General features: G+C 66.1%; 20 protein-coding genes and 1 pseudogene. 9 read left to right on the forward strand and 12 right to left on the reverse strand.

The window, feature by feature from the left end:
• A partial coding sequence (locus WKI94_RS09205; RefSeq protein ID WP_337845453.1) for a P1 family peptidase occupies nucleotides 1-646 on the forward strand: 646 nt, incomplete at its 5' end.
• Here WKI94_RS09205 and WKI94_RS09210 read toward each other — a convergent pair.
• From WKI94_RS09210 to WKI94_RS09250, 9 genes are all read right to left on the reverse strand, one after another.
• The gene (locus WKI94_RS09210; protein WP_337845454.1) at nucleotides 623-1,627 is read right to left on the reverse strand and encodes a S1C family serine protease; all 1,005 of its coding nucleotides are present in this window, start codon (nucleotides 1,625-1,627) and stop codon (nucleotides 623-625) included. The two genes, WKI94_RS09205 and WKI94_RS09210, sit on opposite strands and share 24 nt — an antisense overlap.
• Nucleotides 1,628-1,762: 135 nt before the next feature.
• Nucleotides 1,763-2,848 (reverse strand): YwiC-like family protein, encoded by a 1,086-nt coding sequence (locus tag WKI94_RS09215; protein WP_337845455.1) that lies wholly within the window; start codon nucleotides 2,846-2,848, stop codon nucleotides 1,763-1,765.
• A gap of 38 nt (nucleotides 2,849-2,886) precedes the next feature.
• On the reverse strand, nucleotides 2,887-3,261 hold the full coding sequence (locus WKI94_RS09220) for a hypothetical protein (protein WP_337845456.1): 375 nt from the start codon (nucleotides 3,259-3,261) through the stop codon (nucleotides 2,887-2,889).
• A complete protein-coding gene (locus WKI94_RS09225) occupies nucleotides 3,258-3,554 on the reverse strand; it encodes an AraC family ligand binding domain-containing protein (RefSeq protein WP_337845457.1) in 297 nt (98 codons plus the stop codon). The genes WKI94_RS09220 and WKI94_RS09225 overlap by 4 nt, the downstream gene beginning before the upstream one ends.
• Entirely contained in the window at nucleotides 3,551-3,748 is a 198-nt protein-coding gene (locus tag WKI94_RS09230; RefSeq protein ID WP_337845458.1) for a DUF542 domain-containing protein, read from the reverse strand. The genes WKI94_RS09225 and WKI94_RS09230 overlap by 4 nt, the downstream gene beginning before the upstream one ends.
• Nucleotides 3,749-3,792: 44 nt before the next feature.
• On the reverse strand, nucleotides 3,793-4,212 hold the full coding sequence (locus tag WKI94_RS09235) for an Rrf2 family transcriptional regulator (RefSeq protein WP_337845459.1): 420 nt from the start codon (nucleotides 4,210-4,212) through the stop codon (nucleotides 3,793-3,795).
• Nucleotides 4,213-4,275: 63 nt separating this feature from the next.
• Entirely contained in the window at nucleotides 4,276-5,961 is a 1,686-nt protein-coding gene (locus WKI94_RS09240; protein ID WP_337845460.1) for a cbb3-type cytochrome c oxidase subunit I, read from the reverse strand.
• 10 nt (nucleotides 5,962-5,971) lie between these two features.
• Nucleotides 5,972-6,502, reverse strand: a complete 531-nt coding sequence (locus WKI94_RS09245; protein WP_337845461.1) for a hypothetical protein — start codon at nucleotides 6,500-6,502, stop codon at nucleotides 5,972-5,974.
• 11 nt (nucleotides 6,503-6,513) lie between these two features.
• Entirely contained in the window at nucleotides 6,514-6,648 is a 135-nt protein-coding gene (locus WKI94_RS09250) for a hypothetical protein (protein WP_337845462.1), read from the reverse strand.
• 104 nt (nucleotides 6,649-6,752) lie between these two features.
• Between WKI94_RS09250 and WKI94_RS09255 the strand changes: the two genes are divergently transcribed.
• From WKI94_RS09255 to WKI94_RS09270, 4 genes are all read left to right on the forward strand, one after another.
• Complete coding sequence (locus tag WKI94_RS09255; RefSeq protein ID WP_337845463.1) at nucleotides 6,753-7,202, forward strand: hypothetical protein; 450 nt, start codon at nucleotides 6,753-6,755, stop codon at nucleotides 7,200-7,202.
• Nucleotides 7,203-7,431: 229 nt separating this feature from the next.
• Nucleotides 7,432-8,097, forward strand: a complete 666-nt coding sequence (locus WKI94_RS09260; protein ID WP_337845464.1) for a c-type cytochrome — start codon at nucleotides 7,432-7,434, stop codon at nucleotides 8,095-8,097.
• A gap of 12 nt (nucleotides 8,098-8,109) precedes the next feature.
• Nucleotides 8,110-9,540 carry a cbb3-type cytochrome c oxidase subunit I gene (locus WKI94_RS09265; protein WP_337845465.1) on the forward strand — a complete coding sequence of 477 codons (1,431 nt, stop codon included), beginning with the start codon at nucleotides 8,110-8,112 and terminating at the stop codon, nucleotides 9,538-9,540.
• The gene (locus WKI94_RS09270; protein WP_337845466.1) at nucleotides 9,533-9,829 is read left to right on the forward strand and encodes a hypothetical protein; all 297 of its coding nucleotides are present in this window, start codon (nucleotides 9,533-9,535) and stop codon (nucleotides 9,827-9,829) included. The genes WKI94_RS09265 and WKI94_RS09270 overlap by 8 nt, the downstream gene beginning before the upstream one ends.
• A 9-nt stretch (nucleotides 9,830-9,838) precedes the next feature.
• Here WKI94_RS09270 and WKI94_RS09275 read toward each other — a convergent pair whose 3' ends face one another.
• The gene (locus WKI94_RS09275; protein WP_337845472.1) at nucleotides 9,839-9,991 is read right to left on the reverse strand and encodes a hypothetical protein; all 153 of its coding nucleotides are present in this window, start codon (nucleotides 9,989-9,991) and stop codon (nucleotides 9,839-9,841) included.
• A gap of 92 nt (nucleotides 9,992-10,083) precedes the next feature.
• Nucleotides 10,084-10,239: pseudogene (locus tag WKI94_RS09280) on the reverse strand (hypothetical protein); the annotation flags it as partial.
• 85 nt (nucleotides 10,240-10,324) lie between these two features.
• Here WKI94_RS09280 and WKI94_RS09285 point away from each other — a divergent pair.
• The 4 genes from WKI94_RS09285 (at nucleotide 10,325) to WKI94_RS09300 (ending at nucleotide 14,723) form a co-directional block, all read left to right on the forward strand.
• Nucleotides 10,325-11,071, forward strand: coding sequence for a multicopper oxidase domain-containing protein (locus tag WKI94_RS09285; RefSeq protein ID WP_337845467.1), 747 nt, complete (start codon nucleotides 10,325-10,327; stop codon nucleotides 11,069-11,071).
• A 15-nt stretch (nucleotides 11,072-11,086) separates the two neighbouring features.
• Nucleotides 11,087-11,680, forward strand: a complete 594-nt coding sequence (locus tag WKI94_RS09290; RefSeq protein ID WP_337845468.1) for a plastocyanin/azurin family copper-binding protein — start codon at nucleotides 11,087-11,089, stop codon at nucleotides 11,678-11,680.
• Between the two features lie 221 nt (nucleotides 11,681-11,901).
• Nucleotides 11,902-13,509 carry a cytochrome D1 domain-containing protein gene (locus WKI94_RS09295; protein ID WP_337845469.1) on the forward strand — a complete coding sequence of 536 codons (1,608 nt, stop codon included), beginning with the start codon at nucleotides 11,902-11,904 and terminating at the stop codon, nucleotides 13,507-13,509.
• Between the two features lie 83 nt (nucleotides 13,510-13,592).
• A complete protein-coding gene (locus tag WKI94_RS09300; RefSeq protein WP_337845470.1) occupies nucleotides 13,593-14,723 on the forward strand; it encodes a TIGR04053 family radical SAM/SPASM domain-containing protein in 1,131 nt (376 codons plus the stop codon).
• Nucleotides 14,724-14,984: 261 nt separating this feature from the next.
• On the opposite strand, the gene WKI94_RS09305 is transcribed toward WKI94_RS09300, so the two are convergent.
• Entirely contained in the window at nucleotides 14,985-15,182 is a 198-nt protein-coding gene (locus WKI94_RS09305; RefSeq protein WP_337845471.1) for a hypothetical protein, read from the reverse strand.
• Between the last annotated feature and the right edge of the window lie 135 nt (nucleotides 15,183-15,317).

Raw genomic sequence — 15,317 nt, forward strand, 5'->3', positions numbered from 1 at the left:
CGATCTCGGCCGAGGGGCGGTCTTCCGGCCCCCCGGCCCCGATGCGGGCTACGCCGCCTGCCAGGGGGCGGGGCCGGAGGTGGCCGAGGGGAGCGTGGGGGCGGGGACGGGGGCCCTGGCGGGCGGGGTGAAGGGCGGGGTGGGCTTTGCCGGCTACGCCCTGGAGGAAGGCGTGGGAGTGGGGGCCCTGGCGGTGGTGAACAGCTTAGGCCGCCCCTTCCACCCCCTCACGGGCCGGCTCTACACGGAGGGCCTTTTGGAGGAGGAACGGACCCTCCTCCCCGACCTCGCCCGCTACCGGGGGCACCCGGAGGACTACCGCTACCCCCTTCTCTTGGGCGGGCACACCACCCTGGCCGCGGTCTTCACCGATGCCCCCCTCACCAAGGCCCAGGCCAAGCGCCTCGCCATCATGGCCCAGGACGGGATCGCCCGCGCCCTCCGCCCGGCCCACACCCCCCTGGACGGGGACCTGGTCTTCGCCCTGGCCCTGGGGGACGGGCGGGGGGTGGGGCTTCCCCTCCTCCTGCGCCTTGGGGCCTACGCCGCGGACGCCCTGGCCCGGGCCATCGCCCGGGCCGTGCTCCTGGCGGAGGGCCTGGGCTTTCCCACCTATCGGGGCCTAGCGGCCGGGGAAGGGGCTTAGGGTGGCCTCCACCTGGAAGACCGCCCCGCCCCGGCGCACGGTTAGGACCACCCGGTCCCCCACCTGGTAGCGGCGCACCTCCCGGAGGAGGTCCTCAAAGCTCCCCACCGCCACCCCGTTCACCTCCAGGATCACGTCGGGGATTCCCCCAGCCTCGAGGCCCCTAAGCCCCGCCCGGTCCGCGGCCCCGCCCGGCACCACCTCCCCCACCAGCACCCCCCCGGGGGGGAGGCCCAGCTCCCTGGCCAGCTCCGGGGTGAGGGCCCTGGGCCCCCGGAGGCCCAGGTAGGGCCAGTAGGCCCTCTCCCCCCGCTCCAGCCCCTGCACCACCCCTTCCCGGCCCAGGAGGGGGGTGTGGTAGCTCCGGAACCCTTCTTCCGTCTGCCCAATGGCCACCGCCACCCCCACCACCTTCCCCTCCCCGCTCAGCACCGGCCCCCCGGAGTCCCCGGGGGCCAGGGGGAGGGAGGTCTCCACCAGGCCCTGGGGCAGGAAGGGGGAGGGGCTCACCCCAAGCCGCACCACCCGGCCGTACCGGGGGGCGATGAACTGGCCCCGTCCGTTGCCGATGTGGAGGAGGGCCTCCCCCGGGCGGGGGGCGCGGGCAAAGTCCAGGGGCAGCCAGCGGCCGGAAGGGGCCTCGCTCTCCAGCACCGCCAGGTCAAAGGGCTCGTGGAACCCCACCACCCGGGCCGTCACCTCCTTTCGGTCCGGGAGGAGGAGGGCAAAGGGCCCCCCTTCCGCCACCACGTGGTAGGCGGTGAGGAGGAGCCTGGGACCGTAGAAGAAGGCGGTGCCCTGGCCGCCGCCTTTGTCTTGGACCAGGACCACCGCGGGGTGGGCCCTTTGATAGACCTCCTCTAACCGCTCGGGAGGGGCCTGGATAGGTGCTGCCCAGCGGCTTGGGGTGGGGGGGTTCAGGAGGAGCCAGAGGGTAATCCCCAGGGGGAGGGCGGAGAGCCAAAGGAGGGTTCGCGCCATACCTCTAGGATGGGCCTCGAGGGGTAGGTGGGATGTGGGGCTGATCACCAAGGGGGGAGATTGTAAGCACGAGCAGGAAGAATCGTGAAAATCTTAACGAACTATAGACCCAAGAAGACCCCTCAGGCAAGACTCCTAGCGGACCAGCAAAAGAAGGCCAAGCCCCCAAAACCCCAGGGCAGGCCAAGGGTGGGGCCGTTTCAGGGCCAGGTGGAGGAGGACCACGCCCAATAGGGCCAGGACCGGGTGGGGTAGGAGCTTGCCTCCCAAGGCCAAATAGAGGAGGCCGAAAAGGGCGTTGAGGTCGTAAAGCCCCACCAGGATGCGCACAAACCGGGGCACTGCCTTCCGCCAAAGAAGGTACCCCCCGGCGAGAAAGGCCAGGGCGATGAGGCCAAAGCCCAGGTAGCGGTGGAGGAGGGGCACCCCCAGGAGGGCAGTGGGGAGGCCCTCCAAGGTAAAGCCCAGGGTGGTGGCCAGGACCACGAGGAGCCCAAAACCCATCTGCGTCCAGCCGATGACCCGGGCGGGCACCGGGGGGCGGAAAAGGGCGTAGGCGCCGTAAAGGGCCAGGAGGCTTAAGGCCAGGCCCACGGTCCAGGGGAGGAGGGCCAGGCCCAAGAGGGCGGCGAAGAGGAGGGCGAGAAGGGCTGGGTGGCGCTTGGGGTTCTGGCCCCGGGCCCTTAGGACCTGGGTGCGGGCGTAGTAGAGCGCGGCCACATCCCTAAGGGCTAGGGCCAGGAAGGCCTTCCAGGCCACCTCTGCCCCAAGCCCCCCCGCCAGGGCCCCCGCGGGGGCTAGGCTCGCCATGAAGAGGGCCGCGGCGAGTTCGGGGAAAAGGTCCCGGGCGCGGTTTTGCACGTCCGCCCAGAAGGCGTAGACCCCTAAGGGAAGGGCTAGAAGGAGGGGCGGGAGGAAGGGCCCTTGGGCGGTGACGAGGGCGAGGAGGAGCCCCAGGGCGCTTAAGGCCAGGTACCCCGAGGCCACCTTGAGGGCGAGGGCCGTGCGGGGGTAGCGCTTGCCCCGCCTTAGGTCCTGGTAGACGAGCTTCAACGGGTGCCGGGCCAGGAAGCCGAAAAGCCCAAGGAGGAAGAGCCCCAGAGTGGAGGCTCCCGGGGCGAGGAGGAGGGCGAGGAGGAGGGGCTCCAGGGTGAACCCCCACCCCCCATGCTCCGTGGGGAGGGCTACGCTCCTTAGAGGGACGGGCGCGCTCTTCTGCATGGCTTCACCTTAGGGGAGACTTTCCAGGACAGGTGTCCCTACCGCCAAAGGACCTCCAGCATGAGGAGGACGAAGAGGAGGAGGGCCAGGTACTCCAAAAGGGCAAACCCTCCCCAAAGCCTTGTGGTGCCCAGCCCCCAGCCCAGGACCATGCCCAAGAGGGCCAGGTTGGCCAGGGCCACCTGGAAAAGGGCCACCCCGGGCCTCCGGAAGACCACCCCCCGGAACCGGGGCAGGGCGTGGTAGGCCACCCCGTAGATCATGAGGCTCACGAAGCCCAAAAGGTTCATGTGGGCGTGGGCGGGCCGCCAGGTGTAGGGGAGAAGGCCAAGGCCCAAAAGGAGCCCCACCAAACCGGCCGCGGCCAGCCAAAGGAGAGCGGTGGTGAGGGCCAGGCGGCTGGCGGCGATCATGGCCTGGGGGCGATGATCCCGAGGACCAGGAAGCGGCCCTGGCCCGCCCTGGCCCCGTGGGGCTCTCCCGGTTCGGCCATAAGCAGCGTTCCCGCCTGGGCGTCTAGGGAGCGCTCCCCAGCCCAGAGGACCCCTTGGCCCTCGAGGGCCAGGAGGAAAACCCGGGGCTCCCCCCGCCCCTTCACCTCCTGGCCTTCCTGGAGACTAAAGAGGACCAGCCGGACCTCGGCGTGGTCGGCCAGGAGTTCCACCCCCCGCACCGCTCCGTAACGGGCCTTTTCCAGGAGGTTCACGGCCTCGCCTCCTTTAAGAAGGCCTCCAGGGCCTTAAGGACCTCCTCGGGGTCCTGCTCGGCTTCCCGGGCCGCCTCCTCCAGGGGAAGGCTTCCCCCACAGCAGGTGTCCAGGCCCAAGCGGTTCAGGAGCGCCACCCCTTCGGGGTGGGCCTTCAGGATCTCGTTGACCGTGGTCTTCAGGTCCAGCGCCATGCCCCCAGGGTGGCTCGAGGCCCCCCCCACAGCCATGACCCAGGTCAAGGAGCGTTTTGGGGCAAGAGCTCGGCCAGGGTGAGGCCAGCCAGGATTTTCCGCAGTTCCAGGTTCATCCGCACCAGGTTGGGCTTGAGGTGGCAAAACCCCCGCCGCTCCTCTGTGGGGCAGCGCCTTAGGGTGGCGCAAAGGTCCAGGACCACCGGTCCCGAGAGGGCCTCCATCACCCGAAGGAGGCTGATGGCCTCCGGGGACTCCTTGAGCCAGACCCCACCTTTTCGCCCCACCCGGCTTTCCACCAGCCCAGCTTGGGCCAGCTTCTGCAGCACCTTGGCCATGAAGGCGGGGGGGGCTTTGAGCTTTTCCGCCACCTCCTGGGCGGAAAGACCGGGTTCCTCTGCCAGGAGTAGAAGGGCGTGGAGGGCGTAGGACTCTTCGCGTTTGAGGAGTGCGCGCGGCTTCATCCCCTTTCACTCTAAGAGGGGGGTGGCCCCGGGAAAAGGGCCACCCCCAAAGAGGAGGGAGGCCTACTGGGCCCCGATGGGCCAGGCCGTGGACAGGAACCAGTGGTTATAGAGGTAGTAGAGGAGGAAAACCCCCAGGAAGACCAGGGCCAAGGTGTAAACCCCCCTGGGGTGCGCATCCCCTTCCTGGACCTGCACCTCGTAGGTGGCGCGGACCTCCTCATCGCTTAAGGGTTTGCCGGCGAGGAGAGTGCCCACCGCCACCAGCACAAAGGCCAGGCCCCCCAGGAGGCTGAGGGCCCCGCCGATGCCCATGAGGGCCAGGAGCGCGGAGGCCTCAGGGGGGTAGCTGAAGGCGAAGGGGCTCCCCCCAAAGCCGAAGGTGTCCCCGAAGCGCCGGGGTAGGCCGTACGCCACGCCGAGGCGCATCATGGTCAGGGAGAGCAGGGCCATGCCCAGGCCGAAGAGCCAGGGCTGGAGGCTCGCCAGCCTAGGGAGGACCACCCCCCGCCGGAAGAGGAGAGGGAGCAGGTAGTAGGTGATCCCCATGAAGGCCAGGCTGGTTCCCGCCACCACCGTGCCCTTGAAGTGCCCCACCACGGCCAGGGTGTTGTGCCACTTGAGGTTGGCGTCGTAAGACCCCATGGTCACCCCGCTCATCCCGCCCAGGAAGCCGAAGAGGAGCACGGAGAGGACCAGGGCGGAGAAGCCCGGGTTAGACCAGGGGGCCCGGAGAAGCCAGCCGAAGAGACCCTGGCCAAACCCCTTAAGCCTTAGGCCCCGCTCCAGGGCCGCGGGGATGGAGAAGGCGTGGATCAGGCTCCCCAGGACCGCCACGTGGATGAGGTAGCCCGTGTTCACCCAGGTCCAGGCGCTGGAAAGGGCCCCTGTGGGTTCGGTGAGGAGGTGGTGGGCCGACCCCAGGTTGATGCCCAGCAGGTAGAGGAAGAAGGCGATCCGCGACAGGCGCTCGCTGGGGGTGGTGCCCCCCACGGTGAAGAGCGCCAGGAGGTACCAGACGGTCACCATGGCCGCCAGATTGACCTGCTGGGCCCCGTGGCCGAAGCCCCAGTAGGTGTGCCGCCACCAAAGGGGATCCAGGCTAGGGAGAAGGCCCAAGGACCAGAGGAAGGCGGGGATGAAGGCGATGGCCCCGGAGAGCAGGGTGGTCACCGCCAAGATGGCAGCGGTGAGGGCCCCGAAGGCCGCCAGGGGCATGGAGGCGCCGTAGCTTTTGGCCTTCCAGGCCCGGTAGAGGGTGCCGAAGAAGACCAGGACCCCAAGGATGGCCCCCACGGCGAAGAGGATCACGGCCAGGTAAAAGAGGGGCGGGGCCTTCAGGGGTACATAAGGCGTGAAGGGAAGGAAGGTGAGGGGCTGGGCCATGCCCAGGTAGTTGATGAGGAGGGCCCCGGCCAGCATCAGCCAGAACCCGGTCCAGGCCAGCCCGGGCCAGGCCAGGGGGGTTTTGAGGATGGCCGAGGCGGCAAAGTAGAGGAGGGCCACCTCAAAGAAGAGGATCCAGAAGATGAGCATGTTCCAGCCGTGGAGGAAGGTGGCTTGGTAGTAGAGGTTGGGGGAGACCACCCCCGGGCCGAGGACGCGGTTTAGGGTGGTGGGGATAACCCAGAGGAAGCCCAGGAGGAGAAAGACCACCGCCGTGACCGCGTTCCACTTGACCAGGGTCTCCGCCGCGCTGAAAAGCCTTAGACCCGTGGCTGGGCAGGTGCGTTCCAAGGGTAGAGCCATACGGACCTCCTTACTCCTCTACGAGGATCCGGCCCACCATGGTGTGGTGGCCAAGACCGCAGAAGTCGTTGCAGACCAGGGCGTACTCCCCCGCCTTGGTGGGGGTGAAGGTGTAGACCCACTCGTACCCCGGGTAGAGCTGGATGCTCCACTCGTGGGGGTAAAGGCTAAACCCGTGGGGCACATCCAAGGAGGCCACGTGGAGCCGGTAGGTCCCCCCCCTCTTGAGCTTGAGGACCGGGTACCAGGTGAAGGTTTGGGCCATCAGGTAGACATCCCCCGGGGGCGGGGCTACCACGGGGATTCCGTTCAGCTCCCCCACCTGGTGCCGTTGGGCGAAGGCCAGCACTTGCTCCCGGTAGGCGGCGGGGTCCACCCGGTAGGCCTCCCCGTGGGTGGTCTGGCTACCCGTGAGGTGCCAGAGGCCCATGAAGGCCGAGAGGAAGACGATGGCGAAGAGCGCCGCTAAGATCAGCCAGACCCGCTCTTCCGGAGCAACCTTTTCCTCCAGCCAGCTTTTGGGTGACGTCCAAAGGGCCATACGCTCCTCCGCTAGCTCCTAGGCACGCGGGCGATGTCCATCCACCCCCACACCAGGTAGAGGCCCACGAACAACGCGGTGTGGAGGAGAAGGAGAAGCCAGGGGTTGTCTAGAAGCCAGTGCCCTTTTTCCTGTACGTTCCGCATGCCCCACCTCCAAAACTAAGATATCTTTGTCCAGAAATAGCGTAGACCTCCCCGCGCCCCCTGTCAAGTACAAACGTCCCATCCAGCATGGGTATCCTGAAGGCATGCCCTCTTGGCTCCCCCCCCTCTTGGCCCTGGTTCCGGTCCACCTCCAGGGCCTCGGGGCGACGTTGGGCTACCAGGGGTTCTGTGGGGAACTCCTGGCCAGCCTTGGCCGGAGGGCCTACGGGGGAGAGGCCGAAACCTTCGTCTATGAGCTCCTCCTGCTTGTGGGGCTGATCCTTCAAGGTGGGGTGGGCTATGTGCTCCTTTTTCTCCACTGGGCCTTGCCCGAGGCGTCTCGGGGGGTTGGGGAGGGGCTTAGGTGGGCTTCCCTCGTCCTGGCCCTTCTCCTGGCGGTCCTGTACGGGCTCACCCGGCTTTGGGGCCTGCCCCTTCCTACCCCCTACGGGTGGGCCTGGGGGGGACCGGCCCCTGCCGATGGTCTTGGCCTTGTCCTGGCCCTTTGGGAGGGCTTGGTGGGCCTGGCCTTTTGGAAGGGGCGGGTTCGCTAGGGGCCCCTACCTTGCGGTGGGGCGGGGGTCCCAATAGGGTATAGCACGCCCTTACCGTGGGCTTCTGGAAGCTTTTGGAATGAAGGGTGCTTAACCCCTATAATAGGTGATTTAACTCCAAGTTTTCAGAGGTTGCTAGGGACTTTTGCCCCTTGATCTAGGTCATAGCCTACTTGGATAGGCGGATCGGAGATTAAGGCCGGGTGAAAACCCAAGGGGGTGAAAAGCCGTGGAGATCGGCTGGATAGAGACGACCATCGGGGCTCTCTTTGCCACCGTGGCGCTGACCCTATGGCTTTCGCGGGGCTCTGGGTGGCTAGAACCCCGTTTCTGGCGCAACGCTGCGGTGGTGAGCAGCCTCATCATGTCGGGGATCCTGGTCTACCTCACCGTGGATTCCCTGAACCAGATCCGCGAGGGTTCGGCCCGGGTGCCCGCTTACGCGGTCATTAACCGGGAAATCGGCCTTAAGCGAGACTACGAAAAACGGCGCGATCTCCCCGTCATCGGTGAGGAGACGGGGTTCTTCGGCCGGGTTTGGAGCGAGGCTGAGGCCTACGCCCTGGTGAACAAGGGCAAGATGACCCTGCAGAGCCGCAACTGCATGGACTGCCACACCCTTCTAGGCAACGGGGCGTACTTTGCCCCGGATCTCACCCGCGCGTGGCTAGACCCCAAGTGGGAAACCATGGTCAAGCCCATGACGGGTAAGGCCACCAAGGAGGAGGCCATGGCTGAGTGGCTCCAGCACCCCGACCGCTACCCCACCTTCGCCCGCAGGATGCCCAACCTGCACCTTTCTGAGGAAGAGGCCCGGGCGCTGGTGGCCTTACTCAAGTGGATGTCGGCCATAGACACCAACGGTTTCCCTGACCGCTTTGCAGGGGTGCAGTAAGGAGGTGGAAGCATGACGCAGGCCATGCCTCAAGGCAAGCTGTACGAGTCGCAGAAGCTCGCCCTTTGGTATTTCTGGGTGGCCCTGGCCCTCTTTGGGGCCCAGGTGCTCTTTGGCCTTCTCGCCGCGTGGCAGTATCTGGATCCTAACTTCTTTTACGGCAAGCTCAACTTCATGACCAACCGGATGCTGCATGTGAACGCCATGATCGTCTGGCTCCTTCTGGGCTTCATGGGGGGGGTGTACTGGTTTTTGCCCCTCGAGCTCGGACGGGAGGTGGTGGGCATCCGGCTGGCTCGGTTCGCCTTCTTTACCCTTATCGCCGCGGTGGGCGTGGTGGTTTTGGTCTACCTCCTGGTCCAGTATGGGCCGGGCAACGCCCTTACCCTGTGGCTCATCACCGAAGGCCGAGAGTACATAGAAGCTCCCAGGTGGGCCGACATCGGCATTGTGGCGGTGATGGCCATCTTCCTCTACAACGTGGTGGCCACGGCCCTTAAGGCCCGAAAGATCACGGGGGTGGCAGCGGTCCTCATGTTTGACCTGGTGGCCCTGGCCGGCCTCTACACCGCGGGGATGCACTACACCCCCAACATCTCCATGGACCAGTACTTCTGGTGGTGGGTGGTCCACCTGTGGGTGGAGGCCACCTGGGAGGTTCTGGTGGGCTCCATCATGGCCATGGCCCTGATGCACCTCCTCGGTACCCCCAGGCGCATCGTGGAAACCTGGCTTTACCTCGAGGTGGCCCTGGTCTTCGGCACCGGCATCCTGGGCCTCGGCCACCACTACTTCTGGATCGGCACCCCTGAGTACTGGCTTGGCCTTGGGGGCTTCTTCAGCGCCTTGGAGCCCATCCCTTTGGTGGCCATGGTGGTCCACGCGGTGTACGACGCGGGCGTCCACCGCATGCAGACCGTGAACCAGCCTGCCCTCTTCTGGGCCATCGCCCAGGCTTTTGGGAACTTCGTCGGGGCTGGGGTTTGGGGCTTTATGCAGACCCTGCCCCAGATCAACCTCTACTCCCACGGGACCCAGCTTGCTCCTGCCCACGGCCACCTGGCCTTTTTCGGGGCCTACGTGACCGCCATCCTCACGGTGATCTACATGGCCTTGCACCAGGTGCGCCGGCCCGAGCTCTCTAAGTTTGACTCCAGGCTTTGGAAGTGGGCCTTTGTCCTCATGGTGGTGGGCATCTTCGGCATGAGCGCGGCCATGACCGTGGCTGGGTTCACCCAGACCATGGTGGAGCGGGCCATCGGTGGGAGCACCTGGCAGGCCTACATCGAGGCCCAGACCCACCCCTGGTTCCAAAACGGAATGGTCTGGCGCTTCGTCTTTGGGGTCTTTTTTCTGGTGAGCTACCTGGTCCTCCTTTGGGACCTCATCACCATCGGCAAGGGCCAGGCCCAGGTGTCCAAGGAGGTGGGGGCCCATGACTAGCGAGGCGGTGCGCGACCTCATGCTCTACGGCATGCTCATGGTCTCGGCCGCGGGCTTCTACGCCATGTTCTACGCCCTGGGGCGGATGTTGGAGAGGCCCGGTATCGTGGCTTTTTCCTACCTTTTCGCCCTTCTTCAGGCCCTAGGAGCTTTGGGCATGATCCTTCCTCCCCACCTGGACCCCTTCTGGAAGTACCTCATAGCCTTTAGCAGCGTGGTTTACCTTTGCCTACCTCAAGGAATGTGGTGGGTGGTGACCACCTTCCACGAGAAGGAGCACGCGCACTAGCCCTTTCCCTTACGACCCCCACCGGCCTTGGCCGGTGGGGGTTTTTGTGGGCACCTTTTTCACCCCATAGGCGATGAGGCCCACCACCAGGGCCTGGGCCAGGGGGTGGGGCAGGCGGAGGAGGCTGAGGAAGCCCCCCGAAAGGGCCAGGAGGGTGGACAAGGCCTTGGCCCTAAAGGGGATGCCCCACCCGGTAGCTGGGGAAGGTTCAGGACCCAGGCCTCGAGGCGCGAGCTGGAGCGGGAGAAGAAATAGGCCGCCAGGAGGAAGAAGGGAGCGGCCGGCAAGATGGGCAGGAAGCTTCCCAAAACCCCAGCCCGCTGAAGAGGAACCCTAGGAGCAGGGCCAGCCGCCGCAACCTCCCTCCAGGGTAACGCCTGGAAAGGGGGTTTTCTTGGGACAAATGTCACAAGGATACCTGTCCTGCCCCCTCTGCGCTAGGGTTTATCTCGGATAGGGAAGTCTGAGTTTGACTTCCCGAGGAGGTGAGGAAAGATGTGGAAACGGATCGCGGCCCTTCTGGTGCTTAGCCTAAGCCTCCCAGCCCTGGCGGCGGTGAAGCGCTTTGAGCTTACCACCCACTCCAGCGTTTTCCCCGTGGACCAAGGGGTGTACGTCAAGGGCTTCTCCTTCAACGAGATGAGCCCGGGGCCCCTCATGGTGGTGGAGGAAGGGGATGCGGTGGAGATCGTTCTGAGGAATGAGGACTTCGTGGCCCATGGCCTTTCCATCCACGCGGCCAACACCCAGACCTCCAAGTTCCTGGGCAACGTTCAGCCGGGGGAAGAGCGGGTCTTCCGCTTCCAGGCGGACTTCCCCGGGGTCTTCATGTACCACTGCGCCCCGGGGGGCCACGGCATCATGGCCCACACCATGGGTGGGCAGCACGGGATGATCGTGGTGGCACCCAAGAAGAAGTACCGCCTCGAGGCCGAGCTGGGCCGGGCCCCCGACCTCAAGCTCTACCTGGTCCAGAGCGAATGGTACGCCTCGGGCCGGGACTTCTTTGACGGCCGCCCCACCTACGTGGTCTTCAACGGGCAGAACTTCCGTTACGTCAAGGAGCCCATCCCCGTCCGCCCCGGCGACTACATCCGCATCTACTTCCTGAACGCGGGCCCCAACCTGACCAGCACCTTCCACGTGGTGGGTGGCGTTTGGGAGTACATGTACTACCAGGGCAACCCTGACAACGTGGTGAAGGGAAGCCAGACCGCCCTGGCGGGGCCTTCGGACTCCTGAGTCATTGAGTGGCGGGTGCCCCCCGTGGAAGGGGACTACACCCTGGTGACCCACGTGTTCGGGACGGCCATCAAGGGGGCCCTGGGCATCCTCCGGGCTAAGAAGGACGCCCCCCGGGTGGCCGAGGTGCGAGCGGAAGGCCCCAAGGCCCTTAAGGAGGCACCGGCGGAGGCCAAGCGCGTTCTGGACCCGTATGGCCTCGGCACCCCTCTCCACGAGCACACCGTGCGCCAGGCCCCGGACCTGGCCCTCTTGCCCGTGACGGTAGGGGAGAGGACGCTGGACCCCTTGCCCGTCACCATCCAGATGGTGGGCAACTCCTTCTACCCCAAGGTGGTGGAGGTGCCCGTGGGCACCACCGTGGAGTTTGTGAACGAGGACGTGTTTGACCTTCTGGAAGGGGAAAGGACCGGCCGCCACGATGCGGTGGTGGTGAACGTGAAGGGCCCTGAGCCCTTTGTCTCCCCTAAGCTGGCCCACGGGGAGCGCTGGCGGGTGACCTTCACCCAGCCTGGGGAGTACACCTATATCTGCAGCGTCCACCCCTACATGCGGGGGATCATTAGGGTCTACGCCCCCGTTCCGCAGGAGGTTCATAAGGGGCACTGAGGCCCTCCTTGCCTTGCCCCCCGGGCCCCAGGGGGCCTGGAGGGATTTAAGCACCACACCGAAGCTCGCGCTTCGGTGGGGCCCCCAGAAAGAGAGCCCAGCGCGCCTTCCCTCCAAGCCCCGGGAAGATTGTTGGATGCAGGGTGCTTAGCGGTAGGGACGTTTGTCTTGGGACACATGTCCTATTAGGACTACTTTATCCTCGTTTTGGAGGTAAAGCTATGCGGAGGGTCGGTGCGGTCTTGGCGGTCTTGGGGGCTTTGCTTTGGGCAGGCGCTTGGGCCCAGGGGCTTTCCCCCGGGGAGAAGGAGCAGGCGGCGCAGATCTTCTTTGACCGGTGCGCGGGTTGCCATGGGGTGCTCCGCAAGGGGGCCACGGGGCCGGCGTTGGATCCCAAAAAGATGGCCGAGCGGGGTGTGGAGTACCTAAAGGCGGTGATCTTCGGGGGCTTGCCCGGGGGTATGCCCGACTGGGGCCGCCAGGGGATCCTGAGCGAGAAGGAGACGGAGCTCATGGCCCGCTTCCTCTTGGAGGAACCCCCGGCCCCGCCCATTCCTTCCTACGAGGAGATCCGCAAGACCTGGAAGGTCTATGTGCCCCCGGAGAAGCGGCCCACCAAGTCCGAGCACACCCGCAACTGGCAGAACTTCTTCGGCCAGGTCCTGCGGGACACCGGCCAGGTGGCCATCATTGACGGGGATAAGAAGGAGCTGGTGACCATCGTGCCCACCGGCTTCGCCACCCACATCCTGCGCTCCTCTGCCACCGGGCGCTACTTCATGGCCATCGGCCGGGACGGTAAGGCCAGCCTCATAGACCTCTGGATGAACCCGCCCCGGGTGGTGGCGGAGTCCAAGCCCTGCGTGGATGCCCGCTCCATTGAGTCCAGCAAGTTCAAGGGCTATGAGGACAAGTACGCGGTGGTGGGGTGCTACTGGCCCCCCACCATGGTCATCCTGGACGGGCTGACCCTCGAGCCCCTCAAGATGGTATCCACCATGTCCTACACCAAGGGGGCTGGGGAGTTCGTGCAGGAGGCCCGGGTGGCGGCCATCGTGGCCAGCCAGTTCAACCCCGAGTGGATCGTGAACCTGAAGGAGTCCGGCCAGACCTGGCTGGTGGACTATTCCAAGCTGGGCCAGAAGGGCCGCCCCCTGCCCATCACCATGATTGACACCGAGCGCTTCCTCCACGACGGGGGCTGGGCCCTGAAGCGCTACTTCATCGTGGCGGCCAACGCGGTGAACAAGCTCATCGTCATAGACACCAAGACCCGGGAGTTCGTGGCGGAGGTGGAGGCCGGGGTCAGGCCCCACCCGGGCCGGGGTTCCAACTGGACCCACCCCACCTACGGGCCCGTCTGGGCCACGGGGAACATCGGTAGCCCCGAGGTGACCGTGGTGGGGGTGGACCCGGAGAAGCACCCGCAGTACGCCTGGAAGGCGGTCAAGCGCATCCAGCTCCCCTACACCGGCACCCTCTTCATCAAGACCCACCCCAATAGCCCCTGGGTCATTGTGGACTTCCCCATGAGCCCGAGCCCCCAGGCCGCGGCCAGCCTATGCGCCATTGACAAGCGCAAGCTGGAGGTGGCCAAATGCTGGGAGGTACCGGGGGCCCAGGACCTCAAGGCGCGGATGGTCCACCCCGAGTTCAACAAGGGCGGCACGGAGATCTGGGTTTCCGCCTGGGGCTCCAAGGACACCCCCACCTTCATCGTGATCTACGATGCCCTGACCCTTAAGGAGAAGGCCCGCATCACCGGGGACTGGGTGCGCACGCCCACGGGCAAGTTCAACGTGTACAACACCGCCTACGACATCTACTGAGGGGCTTGGGCCGGGGAGGAGCCCCTCTCCGGCCTTGACCCCGGTCATGGCCCTTGGCCCCTGGATGAGAAAGGATCGTCCTTATGGAACGCCCTGACTTCGCCCGTTACCCCTATCTGGTGGCCTGGGAGGTTACCAACGCCTGTCTCCTTGCCTGCCGCCACTGCCGGGCCTCCGCTGCGCCCCATCCCCTCCCCGGGGAGCTCTCCACGGAAGAGGGCCTGAGGCTCATAGAGGAGGTGGCCACCTACCGCCCTAAGCCCCTTCTCCTCCTCACCGGGGGGGACCCCTTGGCCCGGGCAGACCTCTTTCTCCTCATCGGGAGGGCCCGCGAGCTGGGCTTCAAGGTGGGCCTCACCCCCGCGGCCACCCCCCTCCTCACCCGGGAGATGGTGGCCCGGTTAAAGGAAGCCGGGGTTACCCGGCTGGCCCTTTCCCTAGACGGGGCTTCGCCGGAGACCCACGACGCCTTCCGGGGAGAGAGGGGAACCTTTGAGCGGACCTTAAAGGCCCTGGCCTGGGCCAAGGAGGCGGGGCTTCCCACCCAGGTGAACACCACGGTGACCCGGGACACCTGGCCTGAGATCCGGGCCCTGCCCGACCTCCTCAAGGAGATGGGGGTGGTGCTCTGGAGCCTCTTCTTCCTGGTGCCCGTGGGCCGGGGGGCTCTCCTCAAGCAGCTTTCCGCCAAGGCCTTTGAGGAGGTCCTCCACTGGCTCTACAAGGTTTCCAAAACCTACCCCTTCCACGTGAAGACCACGGAGGCCCACCACTTCCGCCGGGTGGTCCTGCAGAGGAGGGCCGAAGAAGGGGCAAAAGACCGTGCCCTGGCTGCGGGGGAAAGCCTTTATAGGGAGTACTTCCAAGACGGCATGGAGCATTCCCGCCTTGGGGTGACGGACGGGAACGGCTTCGTCTTCGTCTCGGCCACGGGGGACGTGGCCCCTTCCGGCTTCCTGCCCCTCTATGCGGGCAACGTCCGGGAGCAAAGCCTACTGGATATATACCAGAATAGTCCCCTCTTCCAAGAGCTTCGGGACAAGGACCGCCTAAAAGGCAAGTGCGGGGTGTGCGAGTACCGCTACGTGTGCGGGGGGAGCCGGGCCCGGGCCTGGGCGGAGACTGGGGACCACCTGGCCAGCGAGCCCAGGTGCAGCTATGTGCCCCCTGCCTGGCTGGAGCGGGTGGGCAAGGCACCCCTCGCTTCCCCCTAGGAAGCTCCTCTACGCCCTTGGTCTTGGGCCTTACCCGCCAAAACCGCGGTGGGGGCCCTTCCCCCTGTGGCTTGGGAGGGCGCTAGGGGCTTGACCCTGGCCATGGCCTTCCGGACTCTTCGGGGCCTACCCTGGGAGCCTGGAGGTGTGGGATGCCCCACGCGATCTGTGAGCCCTGCATCGGTGTGAAGGATCGGGGCTGCCAGGAGGTCTGCCGGGCGCTACATCGGCCCTGCGGCCATCGTCCAGGCCCGCCGCTTCCTATTTGACACCCGCGACCGGGGCTTTTCCGAGCGGCTTGCCGGCTGGCTTGGGGGGAGGGATGGCCTTTGGCGTTGCCGCAACACCCACAACTGCACCGAGGCTTGCCCCCGGGGGATTGATGCGAACGCCCTGATCCTCGAGGTCAAGCGCCTTGTCCTGGAGAAGGCCTTTTGAGCCTCGCTCCTTGGCCTTCATTCTTGGGTTGATCGCGGTGGCACCCCCAGGTTCTGGCGCGCGGGGGGGATGAGCGGGCCTCGCAAGCCTTGGGCCTCATGGGCCTGGCCGCCTTCCTCACGGGTGTCATGGCCTACTACGGCCACATCGCCGAGG

Origin of the sequence: Thermus sp. (genome assembly GCF_037444525.1) — a bacterium.
GTDB lineage: Bacteria > Deinococcota > Deinococci > Deinococcales > Thermaceae > Thermus.